This is a genomic window from Alcanivorax sp. HI0083 (genome assembly GCF_001635175.1).
In genome coordinates, this window is record NZ_LWFX01001731.1 from 1 (window position 1) to 2,526 (window position 2,526).

General features: G+C 60.6%; 2 protein-coding genes. Both read right to left on the bottom strand.

The annotated features are described in order from the left end of the window. A partial coding sequence (gene gatB / locus A3754_RS25190) for an Asp-tRNA(Asn)/Glu-tRNA(Gln) amidotransferase subunit GatB (protein WP_063521665.1) occupies positions 1 to 1,107 on the bottom strand: 1,107 nt, incomplete at its 3' end. Continuing rightward, positions 1,104 to 2,526, bottom strand: a 1,423-nt coding sequence (gatA, locus tag A3754_RS25195; protein WP_063521666.1) for an Asp-tRNA(Asn)/Glu-tRNA(Gln) amidotransferase subunit GatA, incomplete at its 5' end; no start/stop codon positions are given. The genes gatB and gatA, both read right to left, overlap by 4 nt.

The window sequence follows — 2,526 nt, forward strand, 5'->3', positions numbered from 1 at the left end:
TTCCGCACTAACCGGGCTGTCGGCAATATCTTTTTCTTCGGCGTTCAGTTTGGCGGCCAGTTCACCCATGACCCAGTTGGCGGCCAGCTTGGCGTCACCGCCGGCTTTGGCGGCTGCTTCGAAGAACGCGGCAGTGGCGATGGAGCCGGACAACAGGTCTGCATCGTACTCTGACAGCTGATAGTCGTTGATGAAGCGTGCCTTGCGAGAATCCGGCAACTCGGGCATGGCCGCTTTCAGTTCTTCGATGTCGGCATCGGTAATCGCGACGGGCAACAGGTCCGGGCAGGGGAAATAACGGTAGTCGTTGGCGTCTTCCTTGCTGCGCATGGAGCGGGCGGTGTGCGTGTCGCCATTGTACAGGCGGGTTTCCTGAACGATTTCGCCGCCATCTTCCAGAACGTCAATCTGCCGTTCTACTTCCAGGGCGATGGCCTTTTCCATGAAGCGGAAAGAGTTGAGGTTTTTGGTTTCGGTGCGGGTGCCCAGTGGCTCGCCGGGTTTGCGAACGGAAATGTTCACATCGAAGCGCATGTTGCCCTGGGACATGTCGCCATCGCAGATGCCGATGGAGGTGACGATGGCGTGCAACTTGCGGGCAAAGGCCACGGCTTCTTCGGCGTTGGCCATGTCTGGCTCACTGACGATTTCAATCAGCGGGGTGCCGGCGCGGTTCAGGTCGATGCCGGTCATGCCATGAAAGTCTTCATGTAAAGACTTGCCGGCATCTTCTTCCAAGTGGGCATGATGGATGCGAACGACCTTTTTCTCTCCGTTTTCAAGTTGGATCTCAACGGTGCCAGCACCGACAACCGGCTCGGCCAGCTGCGTGGTTTGATAGCCCTTGGGCAGGTCCGGGTAAAAATAATTTTTCCGTTCAAAAACACTGTGGCGGCAAATGTCGGCATTGATGGCCAGGCCAAACAGGGCAGCCTTGCGTACCGCTTCCCGGTTCACCACGGGCAAGGTGCCAGGCAAGCCCAGATCAACCAGTGATGCCTGGGTGTTCGGTTCTGCGCCGGTGGACAGCTTGCTGCCAGAGAACAGTTTGCTGGCGGTGTTGAGCTGGACGTGCACTTCCAGACCGATAACCACTTCCCAACTCATTGTGCACCTCCAAACGCTGGCGCTTGCTTGTGCCAGTCAGTGGCCTGCTGATATTTGTGGGCCACGTTGAGAATCTGCCCTTCACGGAAATAATTGCCGATGATCTGGGTGCCAGTGGGCAGGCCATTGATAAAACCGGTGGGCATGGACAGCGCCGGCAGGCCGGCCAGGTTGACGCCAATGGTGAAGACGTCGGCCATATACATGCTGACCGGATCGTCCTTTTTGGCGCCGAGTTTGAAGGCGGTTTCCGGCGCCGTGGGGCCCATCAGCACGTCCACTTTTTCAAAGGCGCGGGCGAAGTCGTCGCGGATCAGGCGACGGACTTGCTGGGCGCGGCGGTAGTAGGCGTCGTAGTAACCGGCGGACAAGGCGTAGGCGCCGACCAGGATGCGGCGTTTTACTTCGTCGCCAAACCCTTCGGAGCGGGAGCGTTTGTACAGGTCTTCCAAATCTTTCGGGTCGTCACAGCGATGGCCGAAACGCACGCCGTCAAAGCGGCTGAGGTTGGCGCTGGCTTCTGCCGGGGCAATCACATAGTAGGCCGGCACCGACAGCTTGATGCTGGGCAGGGACACGGACACCACCTTAGCGCCGAGTTTTTCCAGTTCGCGAATGGCGTCACGGCTGTTATCGGCGATGGCGCCATCCAGGGTGTTCGGGAAAAATTCTTCCGGGATGCCGATGGTCAGGCCGCTGATATCGTCTTTCAGGGCGCCCAGATAATCGCCCACCTTTTCGTTGAGGCTGGTGGAGTCGCGAGAATCGTGACCGGCCATGGCCTGCAGCATCAGCGCACAGTCTTCGGCGCTCTGTGCCATGGGGCCGGCCTGATCCAGGCTGGATGCAAAGGCAATCATGCCCCAGCGGGAGACGCGACCGTAGGTGGGCTTGAGGCCGGTGATGTTGTTCAGCGCCGCCGGTTGGCGGATGGAGCCGCCGGTGTCGGTGCCGGTGGCGCCAGGGGCCAGGCGGGCGCCCAGGCAGGCGGCGGCACCGCCGGAGGAACCGCCGGGAACCCGCTCCAGATCCCAGGGGTTTTTCACCGGGCCGTAGTAGCTGGTCTCGTTGGAAGAGCCCATGGCGAACTCATCCATATTGGTCTTGCCCAGCATGACGGCGCCTTCGGCGGCCATCTTTTCCACCACGGTGGCGGTGTAGGGGGCAATAAAGTTGTCCAGCATTTTTGAGCCGCAGCTGGTGCGCACCCCCTCGGTGCAGAAAATGTCCTTGTGGGCGATGGGCAGGCCGGTGAGCAGGCCGGCCTTGCCGGCGGCAATGGCTGCGTCGGCGGCATCGGCTTGGGCCAGCGCCTGGGCGTCGGTGACGGTGACAAAGCTGTTGAGGTCGCCGTCGTATTGCTGAATGCGGGCCAGGAAGTGTTCGGTCAACTCCCGGGAGGAGAAATCCCGGTTGGCC